This is a genomic window from Emticicia sp. MM (genome assembly GCF_001649495.1).
On record NZ_LXHX01000066.1, the window covers coordinates 1 to 21,106 of the forward strand.

Below are 21,106 nucleotides of genomic sequence, written 5' to 3' on the forward strand. Positions count from 1 at the left end.
GAGGCTCTTGTAAGTTGTGTCCTTCACCTGGGATGTAGGCATTTACTTCTTTTTGGTTTGTTAAGCGAACACGAGCAACTTTACGAAGTGCTGAGTTTGGCTTCTTTGGAGTCGTAGTGTAAACACGAGTACAAACGCCACGACGTTGTGGACATGAATCCAACGCCGGAGACTTAGATTTCCAAGTCATTTGTTCTCTGCCGTTTCTTACTAACTGTTGTATAGTAGGCATTTTTTTAAATAATTGTTTTCGTTTAGATACTAATTTCCAATTAGGGCTGCAAAGGTACAAGTTTTTTAATGAAAAGAAAAACTTTTTTGGAAGATATTATTGATTTATTGAGATTTTGTTTGTAAAAGCTCAAATTTGAAGTAAATAGAATGAGTTTGGTACATCTCTAACCACTTAGTCTCACATGAAAAACTGTGTTTTTCTTCACTAAAATCATAGAAAAAACTACTTATTACAAGCCTGATAATCAATTTTTTAGATTACAATTCATTATTCTACGGCTCATTTTATGTTTGCTACTTCCAACTATTTCAGCAACATCTGAATCTCTTTTTATGACCGGTCAGAAAATTTAATCAACACAAAACAAATTAAATAAATTATGAATAAGTGGGTTTCGTATAGTTGTATTGCTTTAGCATCGGTTCTTACATTAGCATGCGATAAAGCAGAAGTTAGTAATCAGGTTAGCGTATTTTCAAGTTTTGAAAATGGCTTTGAGGGTTGGATTGTAGATTTGGCAGAATACAATACTTCAATAGATAGTAGTTCGATAGAATTCAAGTATGGTGTTGAAAAAATCCCTTCCGATTCAACCAAAAAAGGTTTACGCGTACAAAGCCATAATCGTAGCGACGATATGTTTATGTATGCAAAGAAAAAAATCAGTGGTTTGAATAGTCAAAAAACCTATGAGGTTTTCTTCAATATTGAATTAGGTACTTATTTTCATGCCAATAGCGTCGGAATTGGTGGCTCTCCTGGCAGCTCAGTTTATGTAAAGGCTGGTGCATCTTCCAAAGAACCAAATAAATATTTAGAGGGAGACTTTTATAAGTTTAATCTTGATAAAGGAAATCAAGCAGAAGGAGGAAAAGAGCTAATTACCATCGGCGATGCTTCAAACGGCCTTTCCGAACCGGGTTTTAAAGTTGTGAATAGAAACAATACTGGAAAATTGGTCACAGTAAAACCTAACGAAAAAGGCGAAATTTGGCTTTGTGTAGGCACTGATTCTGGTTTTGAAGGTCTAAGTGTTTTATACTATGATAAAATAAGTGTTTATATCAAAGAGAAAGCCACTCTTTAGAGTCTAACCAAGAAAACCAGCTCTTTGAGAATAAGAGTTGGTTTTTTCTCTACTTCCTACCACTCAAATCTCTTTTATTTATCTAATCCGCTGTTTTCTAAGCAATTATCAGTAATTTCGCACCTCATTTGAGAAATGCTCATTTCTCATAAACAAAATCATTCATTCACAAATACTATGACTACCGAACAATTGAAGGAGTTAAAGGCCAGATTGGCGGCCTTGAGGGGGTATCTTTGACTACGATAGTAAGAAAGAACAACTCGATGATTTAGAACAACAAACTGCTCAACCTGAGTTTTGGACAGATGCTGCCAAAGCTGAAAACGTGATGAAACAAGTACGTGTTTTGAAAGGTTGGACAACCGGATATGAAAATGCCGATACAGCTATCGGCGACCTCGAAACACTCTTCGAGTTTTATGAAGCTGGTGAGGTTAGTGAAGAAGAGGTTGATGAAGAAGGTGCGAAAGTGACTACAATTATTGAAGAATTGGAGTTGAAACGCATGCTATCGAACGAGGAAGACCAAATGAGTGCCATTCTTGAGATTAATGCAGGTGCAGGTGGTACGGAAAGCCAAGACTGGACAAGCATGCTCATGCGTATGTATATGATGTGGGCTAATAAGAAAGGGTATAAAGTTTCTGAACTTGATTATCAAGATGGTGATACTGCTGGCGTAAAATCAGTTTCTTTACAAATTGATGGACCAATGGCTTATGGCTTCTTGAAATCTGAAAACGGGGTACATCGCTTAGTTAGGGTTTCTCCATTCGACTCAAATGCTCGCCGCCATACGTCATTTTCTTCAGTTTTTGTTTCGCCATTAGTTGATGATACGATTAATATCGAAATTCGTGATGCTGATATTGAAATCCAAACTTCACGCTCAGGTGGTGCGGGTGGACAGAACGTAAACAAGGTTGAAACCAAAGTACAATTGACTCACAAACCTACGGGCATTGTTGTTGTATGTCAGGTTGAACGTAGTCAGTTAGGCAATAAAGAACGTGCGATGCAGATGTTACGCTCGAAACTTTACCAATTAGAAGTAGATAAACGCAATGCTTTGAAAGCGGAAACTGAAGCTGGAAAAATGAAAATTGAGTGGGGCTCACAAATTCGTAGTTATGTATTAGATGACCGCCGTGTGAAAGACCACCGAACCAATATTCAAACTTCAAATACTGAAGCTGTATTAAATGGCGACATTGATGATTTTATCAAAGGCTATTTAATGGCAAATTAATAATATGGTGATTTCTGCCAACGTCGGCAGGGTTTAAAACCCTGCCGACGTTCAAATGATATCCTTCTTTTTTCAAGCAAACTGCTTGACTACTTTAATAATATGTTCTGTATCTACACTATTTTGCTGCCACTCTTCTAAACGTCTATTCATTATTTTAAACCAAATAGGTGGCACAAGCGACATCAGAATCATCATCGTATAACCAAATGGCAATTGTGGGCTTTCATCAAAATGCCTCAATACTTGATAAGGTCGAGCAGCATAAGCATGGTGGTCAGAGTGTCGTTGTAAATTAAAAAGCAATACATTACTATAATAATGATTAGCATTCCACGAGTGAAGTGGGTTTACTTTTTCATAACGCCCATTTTCGAGCTGTTTTCGCAAAATTCCATAATGTTCGATGTAATTGACACATTCTAAGGATAAAATTGCTATGATGCTTTGTACAACAAAAAACAGTAAGACAATCCAAGCAATTTTATGCATAGACTCACTGAAAAGGGCTGTAAACAAAGCACAAAGAAGAATTGGCAATACTACCGCCCAAATCATTTCATTACTAATACTCCAAATACTCTTATTGTTTTTCTGAAGCAGTTTTTTCTCGATTTTCCATGCACTTTTAAAGCCTCCTATCACACTTTGCCGCCAAAAACTAAAAACTGTTTGATTTTTACGAGCAGTCGCAGGGTCAAGAGGAGTAGCGACGTGCACATGATGCCCACGATTATGCTCTACAAAGAAATGCATATAGCAAACTGAAATCAAAGCTGCACGAGCGTGAAACTGTGCAATTGGACTTACCCGATGCCCTAGTTCATGTGCCACATTAATGATAGTCGATGCATAAACTCCTTGGCTAAGCATTAGCCCTAAAATCTGATACCAAGTAAGTTTATCGTGAGTAAGAATATAACAACCCCACGCAAGGATAAAGTATTGAATATAAACATGTGAATAAACTAGAAAATCGAAATAGCGGTCTTTGATTAGTTTTTCAAACTCATCAGCACTCGCATTTTGCGAATCTCTACTCACAATTTCATCAAGAATGGGTATTAAACCATAGGCATAAATGAATACAAAATATGTCCAATTTGGTGTAATAAAATAATAACCTAAGATGTAGAAGGCAATGAAAGAATAGCCCCATGCAAAACCGATTTTTTTTCTGATACCCATGGTTTACTAATTTTTCGTTGTAACTTTAAAACAAACAATACAAATCTTATCATTTTGTTGGAATAATCCTACCATAAACATTAATATTTAGATAGGATAAAAATGCGGAATCCCTAATCATGAGCGAGTTTTTGGTTTACTTACAACTTGGCTATCAACACATTACAGATTTGAATGGCTATGACCACATCTTATTTGTTGTGGCTCTTTGTGCAATATATCGAGTTACTGATTGGAAGAGAGTATTATATCTCGTAACAGCCTTTACAGTTGGCCATTCCGTAACCCTTGCATTAGCTGCACTCAATATGATTGAGTATGATTCTACGTTGATTGAATTTCTAATTCCAGTAACAATTATTATCACGTGCTTCTCAAATTTATTTCATAAAAGTTCTGATAGCGTGCTCAATCCTGAGGAGTTTTCTCGTATAAGATATTTCATTGCTATGATGTTTGGGCTTATTCACGGAATGGGCTTTTCAAGTTATCTAAAAAGTCTTTTAGGCAAAGACCAAAGTATTATTCTCCAACTATTAGCTTTTAATATCGGGCTTGAATTTGGCCAATTAATCATCGTAGGCATTACGATGGCCACTTCCTTTTTAGTTTTAGATGGTTTTAAGATTCGCAAACATACTTGGAATCTTCTTTTATCAGCTTTTGTGGCTGGGGTAGCCTTCAAACTTATGACCGAAAAATGGTATTTTTAAAGGTTTTTTCGGTAAATAACACTTCTATTTGACTTATTTTTTCAAAAAAACTTAATTCGTTAGATAATGCAGGCACTTTTGCATCAAATTTGTGTTATCTAAAAAAATAGTCATCATCAAATCTAATTTTGTTAATGCAAGAAAGTACATCTCTTATTGGTTTTCTCCTGACGGCGTTCTTTGCGGGCTTTGCCGCCATCTTTATGCCGTGTATTTACCCAATTATGCCCATGACGGTAAGTTTCTTCACCAAACAATCGCAAGGCACTCGAAAAGCCATGTTTTATGGACTTTCAATTATGTTTGTATTTGGGATTATTGGTTTAGTAGCTACTGTTTTTGGAGCACCATTTTTAAACTTTATCAGTACACACTGGGTTCCTAATCTTATATTTTTTGTTATCTTCATCATTTTTGGGGTATCGCTTTTAGGGGCATTTGAAATTGTATTGCCACACAACGTGGTTAATAACATAGACCGTATGTCGGAGCGTGGTGGTTTGGTTGGAATTTTCTTTATGGCTCTTACTTTAGTGGTTGTTTCTTTCTCTTGTACAGCTCCATTTGTAGGTTCATTGCTTATTATGGCAGCGAAAGGCGAAGTATGGCGTCCGCTTTGGGGAATGTTGGCATTTGGCCTACCATTTGGAGTAATTTTTACTTCTTTAGCTATGTTTCCACAATGGTTGAAGAGTTTACCGAAATCAGGTGGTTGGATGAATGAAATGAAAGCCGTTTTTGGTATTTTGGAATTTGCCTTGGCACTTAAATTTTTGAGTAATATCGACCTTACTTACCATTTTAATTACATCTCAAGAAATCTATTTTTAGTTATCTGGATTATCATTTTTGCCGCCATTGGACTGTATATTTTCGGAATTATTCGTTTGCCTAAAGATAGCAAAGTGCAGAAATACGCTCCGCAACGCATATTTTTTGGTTTATTATTTTTGGCTTTTGCAGGCTACATGGTTCCGGGCGTAACCCATGGTAAAGAATTAAGTCTTTTGTCGGGTCTTTTACCGCCTAAAACTATTGCAACAACCGTTGCTGATGGCTCTAAACTCAGAAATTTACCCCATGATTTAAAAGGGTTTTATGATTATGATGATGCCTTGGCCTATTCAAAAGAAGTTGGAAAACCATTGTTTATTGACTTTACGGGTTATGCTTGTGCCAATTGTCGAAAAATGGAAGAAAACGTTTGGCCACAACCAGAGGTTTTGGAGAAATTAAAAAACGATTTTGTGATTGCCTCCTTATATGTTGATGATAAAAAAGAGCTCCCCAAAGAGAAACAATTTACTTCGAAATATGATGATGAATTGAAAGTAACTGTGGGCGATAAAAATATGGATTTAGAGATTGTGAAATATAATAATAATGCCCAACCGTATTATGTAATTGAAGACTCTAATGGCAAGTTGATTGTAAAACAGCCCATTGGCTATTCATCAAAAGAAAACTTTTTGAAGTTTCTGAATGAAGGTATAAGTAATTTCGAAAAAAATAAATAAACAAAAGGCCTCTCATTAACGGAGAGGCTCTTTTTATTTTCTTCCAAATAAATGCTCAACTTCAACTTCTGTAAATCGAGCCTTTTTAGTAACGGCATTTCTTAGTAAATTCAAATATTTGGCTTTCGGTATTTCAATTGCACCAAAACGCTTTACATTATCATTAATAAACTGGGTATCAAGTAATTCGAAACCCTGCTGACGAAGAGTTTCGATTAAATAATGAAAAGCAACTTTTGAGGCATTAGGCACTCGATAAAACATTGATTCGCCAAAAAAGACAGCACCAATAGCAACCCCATATAAGCCACCCACCAACTCATTATCTAAGTAAGCTTCCACACTATGAGCAAGCCCCATAGCATTTAAACCAGAATATGCTTCAATAATTTCATCAGAAATCCAAGTCTCATCTGAGTCGCTTCTGGCATCTGCACAACCACGCATCACTCCTTCGAAATCATGATTAAAGCGTATTTCGAAATAGTTTTTGTTCAATATTGGGCGAAGAGATTTCGCTGGCTTGTAAGTATCAAGGGGAATAATGGCACGGGGGTCGGGAGAGTACCAGTATAATGTACCATCGGTATCGGCCATCGGAAAAATGCCATTAATATATCCATAAATTAAGTCGTCGGGCGAAAGTTTGGCCATTCAAAAAACTAAGCTGTATGTAAGCAAAGTTAATGAAAAATTTGAGACATAAAAATTAACGTTGTTAAGGTTTTGAATCTAATCGTCGCTAAAATAATAACTCTCTTATTATCAGTTCTTTTTAATTTTTGGCGATTCAAAAGTAATTCTACCTCTCTCATCATATTCATAAACCACATACGATTCGAAAGTAGTATCGTAGCAGTCTTTACCGTATTGTACTTCTTTTCTTCTACGATTTCCTGTCGGATAATACTCTACCCAGCGGCCTACTTTCACGCTATCATCCATCATACCCTGCTCGGCCAAAGTACCACTTTCATTAAATAATAGATACTCACCCGTAACCTTTCCATATAGTTTGGGAATCACCTCCTTTATTTTTGTTTTTCTTTCATCGAAATATGAAATTTCTGAATCTTGATAAAAACCACGCTCATAATACTCTTTGTTGAGTAAGTTATAATTCTTATCATAGAGCTCCCAACGCCCATCTTTTGCCCCGAGATAGTACCAGCCTTCTTCAACAACTAAATCGCCTAGGTATTTTTTATAAGGGCCATGCATTAAATCATTCGTAGCACGGTCACGGCCGAGTCCCTCTACAATTTTATTGGCTTTGCGGTCATACCAATATAAATGTCTATTGTATGGATTCGGCTGGGAAAAGTCTTTCAACGTATAAAATTCTAAGAACGTTAGGTTATTACCCGTACCTTGTCTAATCAGTTGTTTAGTTACCTTTATTCCCTCGTAATCTTTACCATTAAACTCATGCTTCATAGTTTTTATCTCTTTCTGAACATCTTTAATGGTCTTTTTGAGTTTTAAGCCTAAATCTGGTAAAGTTTCAGTAGCAAATTTTTTCGCATCATCTATGTTTGAAATATTCGTTCCCCCGGGTAAAGATGCCGAAGCCCTTGGAGTTGTTACCCCAACCGGAAGCCTATCAAGCTTTTCTTGAATTGTCTCTTTTTCATAACCTTTTTCGCCCTTGCGTTTCGCTTTTGGAACTACATCGGTTGATTGTGCGAAAATCAACGATGTTGAAGTGAAAAATAGGCACGAAATAAAAGTTAAGCGGTATATTTTATAGTAAAGTTTCATTTTCGGTGATAATGGCAGTAATTTTGCTATTCTATTTATAACGATAAATCTAATTAAAAATTGAAATGTGGGATTTATTTCCTCTTACTCCCGCATTCATAAATTGATATAAAGATAATGAAAGAGTGGTTTACAGAATGGTTCGATACTTCTTTTTATCATCAACTCTACAAAAGCCGTTGCCAAGACGAGGCAAAAATGCTTATTGATAATCTCGAAAAAAAGCTCAATTTTCAAAAGACTCAATCATTTCTCGACCTTGCTTGTGGTAAAGGCCGGCACGCCATTTACCTCAATTCAAAAGACTATCATGTAATTGGGCTTGATTTATCTCGCAATAATATCGAATCGGCTAATCAATCTGCTAACGAACATCTGCATTTTTTTGTTCATGATATGCGTACGTGTTTTCGCCCAAACACTTTCGATTTTGTACTGAATTTATTCACAAGCTTTGGGTATTTCGATGATGACCAAGACAATTTTCGAGCCATAAATGCAGTAGCCGATAATTTAAAATCAGGAGGTAAACTTGTACTTGATTATATCAATTGTACAAAAGCTATCAATAATCTCTCAAAACATTATGAAAAAGAGGTGGAAGGAATCAAGTTTATCATTACAAAACAAATTGAAGCGGGGTTTATCGTAAAAAATATTGATTTCGACTTTGAGGGTTCGCATCATCAGTTTCAAGAACGGGTGAAAATTCTCACGCAAGAAGATTTTAAAGCTTATTTTAAAAAAGCAGGATTGATTTGTAAAGAAGTTTTGGGAAATTATCACCTCGAAACTTTTGATGAGCAAAACTCTGATAGAATGATATTTATTGCCGAAAAGCTAGATATTTGCCTCAATTAATAACCTTATTCACTTCACCCGAATCTTGGCACGCCAATAATAATTGATGATTAGTTTGCTTGAGTTTAGGGTGGATATTTTCGGGAGATATTTCACACAAAGGAACTAACACAAACTTACGTTCTTGAATAAATGGGTGGGGAATACTAAGATTTTCGGTTAAAATCATCTCGTCATCGTAGTAAAGAATATCAATATCAATGATACGAGCCCCCCATTTTACCTCTCTAATTCGACCCATTTCACGCTCAATACGAAGAATGAGATGTAATACTGCGATGGGTGAATAGCTGGTCTCGATGGCAATTACTTGATTCAAGAAAGCATTTTGGTCGGTTAAGCCCCAAGCAGCAGTTTCGTAAATGCCCGATTCTTGCGTAATAGCTCCGATTATATCTCTGATACGAATAATGGCATTTCGTAAATTTTCTTCACGATTACCTAAATTTGAGCCTAATCCAAGAAAAACTTTGTGTGGTTTCAAGCAACAGATAAATTAAAGTTTTGAACGACCTCGGCAATTTCAGTCAATAAAGCAGGGTTTTTCTCAAAAGCATTACCAATGACAATAATATCAGCTCCTGCTTCGAGGGCAGCAGAGGCCTTTTCAGTAGAATTGATTCCTCCACCAACAATGAGTGGTAAATCAATAGAAGTTCTCACTTTCTTAATCATTTTAGCAGAAACAGGATATAATGCCCCACTTCCACCATCTAAATACATAAGTTTCTGACCTAGCATTTCGCCCGCCATCGCCGTACAAGCTGCCACATCGGGCTTATCGTGCGGAATAGGTGTCGTATTACTAATATAAGAAACCGTAGTTTGGCGGCCGCTATCAACCAAAATATAACCCGTTGAAAGAATTTCTAAACCGCTTTTACGAAGAGATGGTGCAGCAATTACGTGCTGACCAATTAAATACTCGGGATTTCTACCAGAAATTAAAGATAGAAGTAAAATTCCATCGGCATTGGGCTCAACATGAAGGCTATTTCCCGGAAAAATAATTACTGGAATATTTGTCTTCTGACGAATAATAGCAATCATCTCGCCCATAATGTTATTTGTAATTAGACTTCCCCCTATTAAAAAATAATCCACATGGTTTTCCACACAGTCTAACAAGAATACATCGAAAGTTTCCAACTCAACTTTATCAGGGTCGAGTAAAACAGCCAATGATTTTTTGTGTAGTTGTTTGTTGAGATATATTTTATCAAGAATTGGTCCCGACATTTTCTGTGGATTCGGTAGTATAAGAATCAATTATTTCGAGGAGCTTATTTTTAGCAATAGTCAATAAGACCGAGGTTGCGACGCCTTTAAGGGCATCCCAAACAAACGAATCTTCATTTTCATCGTCTTCTTCAGCAATTGGCTTTGGAGTGGGTAAAGTCTTTACCTTATTCGAAGGAAGTAGAAGCTCAGTAATCGCATAGGCAGCTACAATTACACCACCAATGATTAAAGCATTTTTTCCTACTTTTTTCAAATCCCCCAATTGCGTTTCGATAGCCTCTAGATATTTATTGGCCGATTCCTGCAAAAACTCCTTACGTTCTTCACGGCTTGCACCTTTGGGTGGAACCACTGGAACTTCAATAATGCCTTCTTTTGATGTTTTCAAGTTAGACGAAATTTTTATTCAAAAGTATTGAAAAATGCCCAAAAATGAAAAGCGTTATTAGGTTTTATGAACTTATACTTAGAAAAACACCAATAATTAATGATAAAATGGTAGTTTTGGTTTCGTTTTGACAGCATGCTTAAATCTTTCAAATGAAAATCATCCGCCTACTTATTTTTCTTTATTGTCTAAGCCTTAGTTTCCATTTGACAGCTCAGAGCAACTTTCAACACGCTTTTGAAAAATGTCAAATCAAAGGAAGTACTACTATTTATGATTATCAAAATAAACGTTGGATTTATTCTGATTCGCTTGATGCACAAAAAGAAAGTTTACCTGCTTCCACATTCAAAATTATTAATTTATTGATTGCCTTAGAAACAAAAGTAATTTCAGACGAGAATCAAGTAATTAAATGGGTTGGAAAAACTGACACTACGCTTTATGGCTATCGACCAGAAATCTACCATGATATGAGTGTGAAAGAAGCTTTCGAAGTATCAGCAGGCTGGGTTTTTATTGAATTGGCCAAGAAGATAGGTAGAAAAAATTATCTAAAATACCTAAAAGCCTGTCATTATGGAAATGCTGATTTATCAGAAAAAGGTGTTGACTTTTGGAATTTTGGCAAATTTGTTATTTCGCCTAAAAACCAAATAACATTTCTAAGAGATGTTTATGAAGAAAAACTGCCTTTTTCTAAGCGAAACTATGAGATTTTGAAAAAAGTAATGATTACTGAGCAAACACCTGACTATACGATTCGTTCAAAAACTGGTTGGACACGTGACGGCGGTATTGACTCTGGTTGGTGGGTTGGATACCTCGAAAAAAACAACAACACTTACTTTTTCGCCACTCGAATAGCAAAAAAACGTAGTGAAGTAAACCCAGATTTTGGCCAATGCCGCAAGACTATCACACGAAAGATTCTGAAACAAATAAACGCGATTAATTAGATATCAACAATTTCTATTAAACTCTATGAAAAACCCTCTTTTAAACATTTTTCTTGCCCTACAATTAGCCGTTGTACTTTTATTTGCTTGTAATAAAAAGCAATTATTAGCCGATAACTCATCTTCAGTTAGTGTAGCTAAAAAAGAAATCATAACTGGTGCCGACCAAATTTCGGCCTATTTGCCACTTCTTAAGGGCAAACGAGTGGCCATGGTCGTCAATCAAACTTCAATTATTGGTAAAAAGCCAAGCGTAGATAGTTTACTAAGTTTAGGTGTGAATATTGTGAAGGTTTTTGGACCCGAACATGGTTTCCGTGGCAATGCCAGTAATGGTGCGAAGGTAAATAATGAAGTTGATGCCAAAACGGGTATTCCGATTATTTCACTTTATGGCAAAATTAAACGCCCAACCAAAGAACATTTAGAAGATGTTGATGTGATGATTTTTGACATACAAGATGTAGGAGCCAGATTCTATACTTATATCAACACACTTGCCCACGTGATGGAATCTTGTGCGGAATTTAACAAGGAACTTATCGTTTTAGACCGCCCGAACCCAAATGGGTATTTGGTTGATGGCCCCATTTTAGAAGAGCATTTATATTCAGGTATCGGTATTTTCCCAATTCCGATTGCTCATGGTCTTACAATGGGAGAATTTGCTCAAATGATTAATGGTGAAGGTTGGATTCCGAATAAGCGTCAATGCAAAATTCGTGTTATTAAAATGGCCAACTACAGCCACGAAATGCCTTACGATTTACCAGTTTTTCCATCGCCAAACCTCAATTCTCAACAATCTATTATGCTTTATCCGAGTGTTTGTTTGTTTGAGGGAACCATTATTAGCCAAGGGCGTGGAACCTACATTCCGTTTACTGTTTTGGGAGCTCCAGCCCTAAAAGGCAAATACGATTTCAGCTTTAAACCCGTAAGTATTCAAGGCATGAGCGAAACCCCACTTCACCAAAATGAAGAATGTTTTGGACTTGATTTGAGAAAATATGATATAAATACCCTACGAAAAAGCAAGCAACTTAATCTATCATGGATGATGGAACTTTATAAAGCCTACCCATATAAAGACAAGTTTTTCGACCGAACTCAAAGCAAACAAATGGGCGATATTAATAAACTGGCAGGAACCGAGAAATTCAAACAACAAATTATTGATGGCATCTCGGAAGCAGAAATCAGAAAAAGTTGGGAGCCCGGTCTGAGTGAATTTAAAGTTAAAAGAAAGAAATATTTGATTTATCCTTAAACTTAAAATAGTTGAGGCACACCTTGTGTGTGCCTCAACTATTTTAACGATACATAAACACCTTAAAAACTTCTCCTTTATTAAAGAAACTACGTTCAAGCGGCAATTCTAGAAAAGCATCAGCTTCAACTAAATTTGCTAAATCGCCTGAGCCGTGACCCTCAACAGGGCTTGCTAAAATTTTGCCGGTTAGCGAATATGACAATTTTACTTGCAAGAAAAAGGTTAGCTCGGGTTTGAATGTAAAATCCTCAGCTAATTCGGCCATTAACTGCTCATTTTCAATGCCTTGTGAGGCATCAAGCCATTTTTTGAAATACCGATTTAAACACATGAAGGTAGAAACTGGATTACCCGGCAAAGCAAAAACGGATGATCCTTTAGCAGATTTTCCAAACCAAAAAGGTTTTCCTGGTCTTTGCGAAACTTTATGAAACAGCTTTTTAACACCTTGATTTTCAAGAGCTTGCGGCACAAAGTCAAATTTCCCTGCCGAAACACCGCCGCTCAAAATCAACACATCGAATGTTTCCATAAACTCAGCTATCTTCGATTCAATAATAGCTTGGTCATCTGGCAATAACACATTTTCCGTTTCAAGTCCCCAGTTTTTCAAACAAGCTTGTAAAGCATAACCATTCGATGTACGAATTTGGTGTGGAAGCGGCGTTTCGGTGATGGGCACAATCTCTTCCCCAGTTGAAATTACCACCGCACGTAGTTTTCTTTGAACCAAAATTTCAGCCTTCCCTATGGTTGCCGCCACACCGATTTCAGCTGCTGATATTTTTCTTCCTTTAGGTACAATTATATCACCGTTTTTTCGGTCAGAGCCTTGTAGGTGAATATTTTGTCCAACCAATAAATTATCGACTGTAATCGTAGCCACCTTGTCTTTGATTGACAAATCTTCGTAACGAATTACGGTATCAGTATTCACTGGCAACATCGCACCAGTCATTACTTCTATACAATTTTGATTATTTCCTAAAGTTTTTTCAGGGTTCCCCGCTGCCGCCGTTGCTTCGATGGAAAACGCAGTTTGTCCACTACGCCATTGCTCGAATCTGATGGCAATTCCATCCATTGTCACTCGATTAAATGGCGGAAAATCTCGGTCAGCACAAAGGTCTTCCGCTAAAATTCTTCCCAAAGCATCATTAATGCCTACTTTTTCGGCGGGAATTTGAATAGTATTTTCTAAAATTATCTGTTCTGCTTGTTCTACTGTTATCATATATTCATATAAAACTTTCTTTTCGGCTTTATCTACATTTTTTATAGTCAACAAATTACCATATTTTTCGGAAAATATTTGGTAAAACAACACTAAATTCATTTCATTCGTGACCTAATCTTCAAGCTATGAAAAAAATCTTCCTCTTAATTTTATTCACATACGCTGCGACTCATGGCCAAGTGGCACAATTAAAATTAGAAAATTACGAAGTAAAAAGAATTTCAGAACACGCACCAACTGCTATAACTCCTCTACTTTCTTTCGAGATAAATAAACAACTAACCAATACCTTAAACCAAGATTGGCAAACAAAGTTTGAAATTAGTTTTATAAGCGAAGGAAGCTTCAGAAATGCCTATAAAGCTAAAATTATTTTCAAAAACATCTCAAATGACACCCTAAACCTCCGAAACATCGTTCCATTTGGCGTTTCGGATAAACATGTGTACATCACTGGTTTGGGCGACCATTGGCTTTCAAGAACGCATTTATTTCAACCTAATAAAACGCCTGTCAATGTTATTGTACCCGATAACGCTTGGGAACTTGGGTATGCTACCATCGAACTGACCAATCAACAGAAAGTTTATGCTCTGACTCGTAGGAAAACATGGGAAAAAGCAACTCGCAAAAGGTTTGAAACCATCATTGCTCCGCAAGGAACTGTGACTTATGAACTTTACGTTGATTTTTATCAAGGTGATTGGCAAGAAGGTATCAGAAAGGTTTTTCAAGAAAATTATTTATATGATATTGAAAAATTCGATGACTCGATGTACCTGAGGAAAGATTTGCAATGGATTCGAGATGCCTACGTGATGCACCTAATAATGGTCTGGGATAAATGGTTTTATACACCCAAAGAAGGCTACGGAGCCTATAAAAATTTCTTAGAAAATGGCAAAAAACTTTATGGTGGCAATGATGCCGTAGGTATTTGGCCAACTTGGCCAACGCTCGGCCTCGACCAACGTAATCAATGGGACATGTTTCGTGATTTACCGGGAGGTTTGCCTAAAATTAAATCATTGGCCGAATACTCACGTCAACAAAATACGAAGTTTTTTATCTGCTATAATCCTTGGGATGAAAGTACAAGCTACAAAATATCGGCCAAAGAAGGCGAAAAAGGGCACCTTGATGGCATGGCGGAGTTGGTAAGGGCTGTTTCAGCAGATGGCGTGGTATTAGATACAAAAGGCGAATCTAGCAAAGCACTACAAAATGCCGCCGATAGTGTAAGAAAAGGAGTAGTCATGTATTCGGAAGGAATGGCTGTGCCGAAGAATATGTCGGGAATTATTTCGGGAAGGGTTCATAATGCCCTTTACTACCCACCTTTGTTGAACCTCAATAAATTTATACGCCCAGACTTCGCTATTTTTCGAGTAGCTGAAATTTACCTCGAACCTATCAAAAGAGAATTCGCCACTTCATTTTTTAATGGTTATGGTACAGAACTCAATATTTTTAAAAATGGAAAACCGCTTGAGTGGCTTGATGAACAGTACCGCTATTTGGGTCGAACATCAAGAATTTTACGTGAAAATTCTGCATTTTTTCAATCAAAAAACTATGTTCCGCTCATTTCTACGCTCAAAGACAAGATTTATGTAAACGAATGGAAGCATAAAAATAACGATGAAGCCATTTATACCATTTTCAGCCTAATACCAGAAGGTTTTAAAGGCCCTTTATTTGCCGTCGATTCTATAAAAGATTTTCATTATATCGACCTCTGGCAGCATAAAGAAGTTTCGCCAAACAAACAAAACGATGGCAAATTCTATATAGAGGTTGAAACCGAGGCCTTTAATGCATCTTGGCTCGGCACAAACAATGAAGGAGAAGTTGGCTGTATCAGGAAATTTCCAAGTCTCCTACAAATTCACCATCAGTTATACGAAGATTCTCTAAAAATCAATGCACCACGTGGAACAGAAGTAAGAATATGGGCAGGCAAACCAAGCTATGAACAAAGCTATCAATCTTTCAAAAAAACAAATTTTAGCCTTAAACTGATAGATTATTTTGGTAGCTACGAAGGGAAATTTGTGGTTCAATTATTTGATAATGCACGCTTAATTGATGAACGAATTTTTGAAGTAAAACCTGGGACGCCACGCCTAATTAGTGCCATTTCAGAAGTAAAAAACAAGGCTGATTACAGCAAAATGATAAAAATCCCCGCACAAAACTTCAAGTTTACATTTACAAGGGGTGATGATTTTGTATTCTATCCTGACGAACAAAATAATACTACGCAATTCATGAAAAGCTTCTGGATTGACCAAAACCTAGTAAGTAATGCCGATTTTAAGAAGTTTTTATCGGAAACTAAATACCTACCAACTGATAAGCTCAATTTTTTGAAGCACTGGCAAATGAGCAAACAACCTGATACTTTAGGAAAATATCCTGCTGTTTATGTAAGCTATCAAGATGCCCAAAGCTATTGCCAATCAAAAGGCAAACGCCTTCCTACTGAAAAAGAATGGCAATATGCCGCCCAATATCCCGACTCACGAGCTTATCCTTGGGGAAATGCGTTTGATTCAACCAAAACTAATAACGGAAACGGACAAATTAGCAAAGTTGGACAACACCCTACTGGTGCAAGTGAACTAAAAATAAACGATATGGTTGGTAGCGTTTGGCAACTCACGAACGATGTTTATCAGAATGGTTCTTATCAGTATATCATGCTTAAAGGTGGCTCGTTTTTTAAACCTACCTCAAGTTGGTGGTATGTGCAAGGCGGACCTCAAAAACTCACCCATCGTCAACATTTGTTACGAGTTTCAGAAGGTTTTGAACGCAATGCAACGGTTGGATTCCGATGTGTGACTGACTAAACCTTGAGTCTTAAGATAAATTTCGCTTGAAAACAATACTATTTAGGTAGTTTTCGAGATAAAAAACTCGAAAACTAATCGTTTGTTTATTAGGATTTAAACTTCGTTCTAAATATAGATGATTATTAAGTTTGAACATCTTTCTCGAAATTGTAGAAAAATGATTAGTAAGTGTATTAGCTACACCCTTAAATGATAATTCTATTTGATTATTTGCAATAAGACTCAACATAATTTTGACATAAGCCTCTACATTACCAATTTTCTGTTTGGGGTAACTTTTAATACAAAACTTTCGTGCTCAACCTTATCAATTAGTTCGGCAAAGCCTTCAAACTTTCCGTATACAACAGGGGCAATTTTTATTTCAACAATGGCTTTCTATAAATCGCCAGATTCCTGTTCGAGTAGAGTAGCTAGATAATTAAGAAAACAAATAATTAGGAAGAGAATTTTGTGGCTTCTGATTGGAAATCCCATCTACAACAAGCAGAATACCTACTGATGACAATATCTTTCCAAAAGTATAGACAAGGTCTGGGGTTGAATTTAATACAAAAAAAGAAGTATAGATATAGATATCGACGCAAACCATTGCGATAATTCCTAAGACAATTTCAAACCAAGTTCTCTTGAATGGTTTTGCCAACAAAAAGCTTAGAAAAACCATAAAAGTTGATACAAGAATAAAAGTGATAAAAATAAAAAAAGGCAAAGGTCTATCGGGAATATAGGATTTGAATATCTCAATAACAGAAAACCCAAATAAAGCAAAAATTAGTAGCGAAACCCCAGCAGCATAAATCCAAACAGCCTGAGTAATTTCTTTATAAGGAGCTCGAAGGCTGAAAAGTAGATATGCAAGTATGCTATAAGAAACGATATTGTTTCCAACGATACTCATTAATTCATAGTCGGGGGGTACGATATAATGATGTATCTCCGTTAAGATACTACTTAGTAAGAATAGAATTAATGGGGGTTTATTCGAGTTCTTTTTTTTCTTTAGTGGAAAAAGTAAATAACCGAGTAGAAAAATAGTTGGTGCTTGATTAAGAACTTTTGCCAATAAAACTTCTTCCCATCTTAAATAAGTAAACACTGGGAGATATTGAAAAAAAGGACCCGTGATAAGTACTATTATTAGGTAAAAAGTGACAAAGTTTGCTGACATGTGAAGGTCTTAGCTATTTTGGAAATAGCAAAAGTATTATCATTACCGCTAAGAACAAAATTAATTTTCGTATATGGGTTTCGGGCGAAGCTTAAGACTACTTCCATCTCTACTAGAGAAGAAAGCTCTGACCTCTGCACAAACCGAAAGGGCAATTTCTTCGGGAGTAGCTGCTCCAATATCCAAGCCTACAGGGCTAAAAATTCGCTGTTCTTGTTCTGGTAAAAGCTCTATTTTTTCTTCAGCCATACGGTCATACATTTTGATAGTTCGTTTCTTCGGCCCCAAAAGTCCAATATAACGAATATCAGTATTTAATAGCATTTGAAGGTTGCGATAATCAGTTTCATAATCATGACACATCGAAATTGCTGCCGTAAACTTATCTATTTCGGGTTGGTAATCTTTCGGCACGACCGCATCAGCCATTTGTGAAAGTGATGGATGCATTTTAGCTGGATTACACACCGCAATAACTCTCCAACCTAATTCTTTCGCTACCCGAACCATTGGGTAAACATCATAATTACTTCCAAAAACGTAGAGTTGAATGGCTGGCGGAATTACTTCAAAGAAAAGTGTAATTTTCGTACCTTCTTCTAGAATATATTCTTTTGAAACCGATTTGGTTGTTTCAAGTGCTTCTACAATGCTAGATACGAGCTCTTCATTCAATTCTTTTAAAGGAAAAACTTTAGTAAAATGAGCTTCATTATCAAATCGAAAAACATCACCCAAAGCAATATCACTTCTTGATTTACTTATTTGTGTAACTGTTACTATCAAATTAGGCGTTCGTTGGTCGATACAGCTTTGTAATTGTCTAACTGCATTATTGAGGTTTTGAGGGTCTAGAGGTGTAATCAAAACATCAATAATTCCATTGCAGCCAAGACCAACACCAATTTGATAGGGGTCGTCATCAGTAGTATCGTAAGTTATCAACGTAGCCTTGTTCTGTGACATAGCTAAACGGGCTTTTTTCAAGGCATCCCCTTCTAAACACCCTCCACTTATACCGCCAATCCACTCACCCGATTCTAAAACTAACATTCTTGCTCCTGTACGTCGGTAAGAAGAGCCTTCCACACGTACTACAGTGGCCAGTGCGGCTTGAGTTTTACTGAAATCTATATTTTGATAAGCCTCGGTTATTTGCTTTATTTCTTTCATGTATATTCTATAAAAAGGCATTTCTTGAAATATTAGTACATTTTATTAACCACCTTCACTACGTGCTCAATGGCCACGTCAATATCCTGTTCTTGGGTCATTCTTCCTAAACTGAATCTAACCGAACTATAAGCCGACTCATCATCAAGACCCATAGCTTTGAGTACATAACTTGGCTCGGTTGAGGCCGAATTACAAGCTGAACCATTTGATACTGCGATTTCATTGAGGTTCATGAGTAATTGTTCGCCGTCTAATTTCCCAAAACTAATATTAATTGTATTAGATAATCTTTTCAATTTACTACCATTTCGTTTGGCATGTGGTAGTTGGGTAAGTATTCCTTCTTCGAGTTTATCTCTCAAATAACGTAATTTTTCTGCTTCTTGTAGGCCTTCACGATGGGCTATTTCGGCGGCTTGCCCTAATCCTACAATTCCTGCAACATTTAATGTACCCGAACGAAGGCCACGCTCATGCTTGCCTCCATCTTGTTGAGCAATGATATTTAGTTTTTTTCTCACATACAAGGCACCTACTCCCTTGGGGCCATATAGTTTATGGGCAGAAAGGTTGAGTAGGTCTATTTCATCTGCTATTACATTAACTGGTATTTTACCAACCGCTTGGGTAGCATCGGTATGAAACAAAATACCATTTTCATGTGCAATTCGAGCAATTTCTTGAATAGGGTAAATTACGCCAATTTCATTATTGGCACCCATGACAGAAATCAGAATTGTTTGCTTTTTTATGGCATTTTTAAGATTTTCTAAGTCAATATTTCCTTCGTTATCAACGTCTAAGTAGGTAATCTCAGCACCCAATTTTTCTAAATGTTGACAAGTATCTAATACAGCTTTGTGCTCTGTTTTGATTGTAATAATGTGATTTCCTTTCGAACTAAAAGCTTCATACACACCCTTTATCGCCAAATTGACAGCCTCAGTAGCCCCGCTGGTAAAAACAATTTCTTTTGATGTACAACCCAACAAATCGGCCACTTGCTGACGTGCTGCATCTACCGCCTCAGCCGCTTTCCAACCGTAGGCATGGGAGCGACTAGCAGCGTTTCCAAAATGCTCTGTTAGGTATGGAATCATTGCTTCAAGCACCCTTTTATCAAGGGGTGTTGTGGCGTTGTAGTCCATATATATTGGGTATTTCATCGCTAACTAATGGTAAATCTTACTTTACTTCAAAGAATTAATAGATAATTAATCTTATCTTCTATTTTTTTATCAAAATTGTACAATACAATTATTTAAAAATTTATATAAAAAACACATTAGACGGGTTTTCGGTTTAAATAATTGTATAAATAAAGAGAACTATTCTATCAATTGGTCAATGGAACCATATTTTAATATCAGCTATCATCAACAAAATCGCAAATTAGTCGATTTAGTTGAGAATCGTACTGCTTACACATTGAATAATGCTGAATTAAATATCTATGAAACCCACAAATCGGCCGAAAAAGTTGCATTACAATTTTAGAATCCTGTTTTAGCTAGTATGATTCGAGGGAAAAAAGTTATGCACCTTACTGATTTACCCTCTTTTGATTTTTTCCGGGCGAATCGTTGATTGTACCAAGCCACTAACTCGTGGAAATAGATTTTCCAGAAGCCCAAGAAGATAATCCTACTCAGTGCCTAGCCTTAGCCATTTCTCAACCACAAATTAAAAGAGTTACTGATGAACTAAACGAGCAATTTCCATTGATTGATGATAAAAATGGTTGGTCATTTTCGGAATCGAATTTCTTTTTAACTAACGATATTGGTATTAATCACCTCATTTCTCATCTAATTTATATTTTTACTGAAAATAATAAAGCAAAAGATGTATTTGCCGATTTGGTTTTGAAAGAACTGATAATCAGGCTCATGCAAACCAAAGCAAGAACTATTTTACTTGAAAATTTTCAACAAAATATCAATACTAATCGCCTTGCTTACGCAGTAAAATACATACACGAAAACCTACATCGCACACTATCTGTCAAGGAACTAAGCGAAAAAGCTTGTATGAGCGAACCTAACTTTTACAGATGTTTCAAACAACAATTCGGTATTTCGCCAGTTGAGTATGTCAACCAAAAACGAATTGACTTGGCAAAAAAAACTTCTCCAATGTATCGAAACAAATATTGCTGACATTGTTTTTCTTGCGACTTCAATAACCA

Annotated in this window: 21 protein-coding genes; 10 read left to right on the top strand and 11 right to left on the bottom strand. The window is 36.4% G+C overall.

The features are described from left to right. Positions 1-232: 30S ribosomal protein S12 (rpsL, locus tag A6M55_RS08095; protein ID WP_064197177.1), on the bottom strand; the 232-nt coding region annotated here is incomplete at its 3' end. A 382-nt stretch (positions 233-614) separates the two neighbouring features. On the opposite strand from rpsL, the gene A6M55_RS08100 reads away from it, so the two are divergent. Both A6M55_RS08100 and prfB read left to right on the top strand, forming a co-directional pair. Continuing rightward, positions 615-1,322 carry a hypothetical protein gene (locus A6M55_RS08100; RefSeq protein ID WP_064197178.1) on the top strand — a complete coding sequence of 236 codons (708 nt, stop codon included), beginning with the start codon at positions 615-617 and terminating at the stop codon, positions 1,320-1,322. A 177-nt stretch (positions 1,323-1,499) separates the two neighbouring features. Continuing rightward, a protein-coding gene (gene prfB, locus A6M55_RS08105) for a peptide chain release factor 2 (RefSeq protein ID WP_156511008.1) occupies positions 1,500-2,574 on the top strand; the annotation gives its coding sequence in 2 pieces (ribosomal slippage) (positions 1,500-1,559 and positions 1,561-2,574; 1,074 coding nt in all). 72 nt (positions 2,575-2,646) lie between these two features. On the opposite strand, the gene A6M55_RS08110 is transcribed toward prfB, so the two are convergent. Beyond that, entirely contained in the window at positions 2,647-3,762 is a 1,116-nt protein-coding gene (locus tag A6M55_RS08110) for an alkane 1-monooxygenase (protein WP_015028864.1), read from the bottom strand. 119 nt (positions 3,763-3,881) lie between these two features. On the opposite strand from A6M55_RS08110, the gene A6M55_RS08115 reads away from it, so the two are divergent. Together A6M55_RS08115 and A6M55_RS08120 are read left to right on the top strand one after the other, a co-directional pair. After that, positions 3,882-4,475, top strand: coding sequence for a HupE/UreJ family protein (locus tag A6M55_RS08115; protein ID WP_064197180.1), 594 nt, complete (start codon positions 3,882-3,884; stop codon positions 4,473-4,475). Between the two features lie 134 nt (positions 4,476-4,609). Continuing rightward, positions 4,610-5,992: a protein-disulfide reductase DsbD gene (locus tag A6M55_RS08120; protein WP_064197181.1), complete on the top strand. Its 1,383-nt coding sequence runs from the start codon at positions 4,610-4,612 to the stop codon at positions 5,990-5,992. A 33-nt stretch (positions 5,993-6,025) separates the two neighbouring features. On the opposite strand, the gene aat is transcribed toward A6M55_RS08120, so the two are convergent. Together aat and A6M55_RS08130 are read right to left on the bottom strand one after the other, a co-directional pair. Next, positions 6,026-6,646, bottom strand: coding sequence for a leucyl/phenylalanyl-tRNA--protein transferase (gene aat / locus A6M55_RS08125; protein ID WP_015028861.1), 621 nt, complete (start codon positions 6,644-6,646; stop codon positions 6,026-6,028). 111 nt (positions 6,647-6,757) lie between these two features. After that, complete coding sequence (locus A6M55_RS08130) at positions 6,758-7,753, bottom strand: toxin-antitoxin system YwqK family antitoxin (protein ID WP_082892957.1); 996 nt, start codon at positions 7,751-7,753, stop codon at positions 6,758-6,760. Between the two features lie 117 nt (positions 7,754-7,870). Here A6M55_RS08130 and A6M55_RS08135 point away from each other — a divergent pair, with 117 nt between their 5' ends. Then, a complete protein-coding gene (locus A6M55_RS08135; RefSeq protein WP_064197182.1) occupies positions 7,871-8,614 on the top strand; it encodes a bifunctional 2-polyprenyl-6-hydroxyphenol methylase/3-demethylubiquinol 3-O-methyltransferase UbiG in 744 nt (247 codons plus the stop codon). Here A6M55_RS08135 and folK read toward each other — a convergent pair. The 3 genes from folK to A6M55_RS08150 are packed head-to-tail and all read right to left on the bottom strand — an operon-like array spanning position 8,607 to position 10,244. Beyond that, on the bottom strand, positions 8,607-9,098 hold the full coding sequence (folK, locus tag A6M55_RS08140) for a 2-amino-4-hydroxy-6-hydroxymethyldihydropteridine diphosphokinase (RefSeq protein ID WP_064197183.1): 492 nt from the start codon (positions 9,096-9,098) through the stop codon (positions 8,607-8,609). The two genes, A6M55_RS08135 and folK, sit on opposite strands and share 8 nt — an antisense overlap. Further along, a complete protein-coding gene (locus A6M55_RS08145; protein ID WP_064197184.1) occupies positions 9,095-9,853 on the bottom strand; it encodes a geranylgeranylglyceryl/heptaprenylglyceryl phosphate synthase in 759 nt (252 codons plus the stop codon). Before A6M55_RS08145 ends, folK begins: the two co-directional genes overlap by 4 nt. Further along, entirely contained in the window at positions 9,834-10,244 is a 411-nt protein-coding gene (locus A6M55_RS08150) for a hypothetical protein (protein ID WP_064197185.1), read from the bottom strand. The genes A6M55_RS08145 and A6M55_RS08150 overlap by 20 nt, the downstream gene beginning before the upstream one ends. 152 nt (positions 10,245-10,396) lie before the next feature. On the opposite strand from A6M55_RS08150, the gene A6M55_RS08155 reads away from it, so the two are divergent. Together A6M55_RS08155 and A6M55_RS08160 are read left to right on the top strand one after the other, a co-directional pair. Further along, positions 10,397-11,203 carry a penicillin-binding transpeptidase domain-containing protein gene (locus A6M55_RS08155; RefSeq protein ID WP_064197186.1) on the top strand — a complete coding sequence of 269 codons (807 nt, stop codon included), beginning with the start codon at positions 10,397-10,399 and terminating at the stop codon, positions 11,201-11,203. Positions 11,204-11,228: 25 nt separating this feature from the next. Next, a complete protein-coding gene (locus A6M55_RS08160) occupies positions 11,229-12,473 on the top strand; it encodes an exo-beta-N-acetylmuramidase NamZ domain-containing protein (protein WP_064197187.1) in 1,245 nt (414 codons plus the stop codon). A gap of 43 nt (positions 12,474-12,516) precedes the next feature. On the opposite strand, the gene A6M55_RS08165 is transcribed toward A6M55_RS08160, so the two are convergent. Continuing rightward, a complete protein-coding gene (locus A6M55_RS08165) occupies positions 12,517-13,710 on the bottom strand; it encodes a molybdopterin molybdotransferase MoeA (RefSeq protein ID WP_064197200.1) in 1,194 nt (397 codons plus the stop codon). A gap of 128 nt (positions 13,711-13,838) precedes the next feature. Here A6M55_RS08165 and A6M55_RS08170 point away from each other — a divergent pair, with 128 nt between their 5' ends. After that, positions 13,839-16,568: an SUMF1/EgtB/PvdO family nonheme iron enzyme gene (locus tag A6M55_RS08170; protein ID WP_064197188.1), complete on the top strand. Its 2,730-nt coding sequence runs from the start codon at positions 13,839-13,841 to the stop codon at positions 16,566-16,568. A gap of 424 nt (positions 16,569-16,992) precedes the next feature. On the opposite strand, the gene A6M55_RS08175 is transcribed toward A6M55_RS08170, so the two are convergent. The 3 genes from A6M55_RS08175 to A6M55_RS08185 are packed head-to-tail and all read right to left on the bottom strand — an operon-like array spanning position 16,993 to position 20,084. After that, positions 16,993-17,742, bottom strand: coding sequence for a hypothetical protein (locus tag A6M55_RS08175; RefSeq protein ID WP_064197189.1), 750 nt, complete (start codon positions 17,740-17,742; stop codon positions 16,993-16,995). 60 nt (positions 17,743-17,802) lie between these two features. Next, positions 17,803-18,915, bottom strand: a complete 1,113-nt coding sequence (locus A6M55_RS08180; protein WP_064197190.1) for an XdhC family protein — start codon at positions 18,913-18,915, stop codon at positions 17,803-17,805. A 32-nt stretch (positions 18,916-18,947) separates the two neighbouring features. Beyond that, a complete protein-coding gene (locus A6M55_RS08185; RefSeq protein ID WP_064197191.1) occupies positions 18,948-20,084 on the bottom strand; it encodes a cysteine desulfurase family protein in 1,137 nt (378 codons plus the stop codon). 181 nt (positions 20,085-20,265) lie between these two features. Here A6M55_RS08185 and A6M55_RS17560 point away from each other — a divergent pair, with 181 nt between their 5' ends. Together A6M55_RS17560 and A6M55_RS17565 are read left to right on the top strand one after the other, a co-directional pair. Further along, complete coding sequence (locus A6M55_RS17560; protein WP_229235494.1) at positions 20,266-20,415, top strand: hypothetical protein; 150 nt, start codon at positions 20,266-20,268, stop codon at positions 20,413-20,415. 110 nt (positions 20,416-20,525) lie between these two features. Beyond that, complete coding sequence (locus A6M55_RS17565; protein WP_064197192.1) at positions 20,526-21,077, top strand: AraC family transcriptional regulator; 552 nt, start codon at positions 20,526-20,528, stop codon at positions 21,075-21,077. The last annotated feature ends 29 nt before the right edge of the window (positions 21,078-21,106 follow it).